Origin of the sequence: Acidisoma sp. L85 (genome assembly GCF_009765865.1) — a bacterium.
Lineage (GTDB): Bacteria > Pseudomonadota > Alphaproteobacteria > Acetobacterales > Acetobacteraceae > Acidisoma.
The window spans coordinates 51,044-51,245 of the sequence record NZ_LMUQ01000075.1; the positions used below are offsets into that span (position 1 = coordinate 51,044).

Below are 202 nucleotides of genomic sequence, written 5' to 3' on the forward strand. Positions count from 1 at the left end.
GAGGAGCCCGGACTTGGCGGCGGTCGTCATGCGGCTCAGCAGGTTCAAACGATGGCGATCGGCGCCGTCATAGGTGACGGGGGCGGAGCACAGCAGCGGCATCGCGAGGCGCTTGCGGAGGTCGCGCGCATCGGCCTTGAGACGCGCGGCAAAGGCGGCATCCGGCAAGGCGGGCGGGATGGCCGCCATCACCCAGCCTTCC

The 202-nt window shown here is 70.8% G+C and carries 1 protein-coding gene; it reads right to left on the reverse strand.

Annotated features, from left to right (window positions below; genetic code table 11):
* Positions 1 to 189: hypothetical protein (locus GSQ83_RS30150; protein ID WP_216850581.1), on the reverse strand; the 189-nt coding region annotated here is incomplete at its 3' end.
* Between the last annotated feature and the right edge of the window lie 13 nt (positions 190 to 202).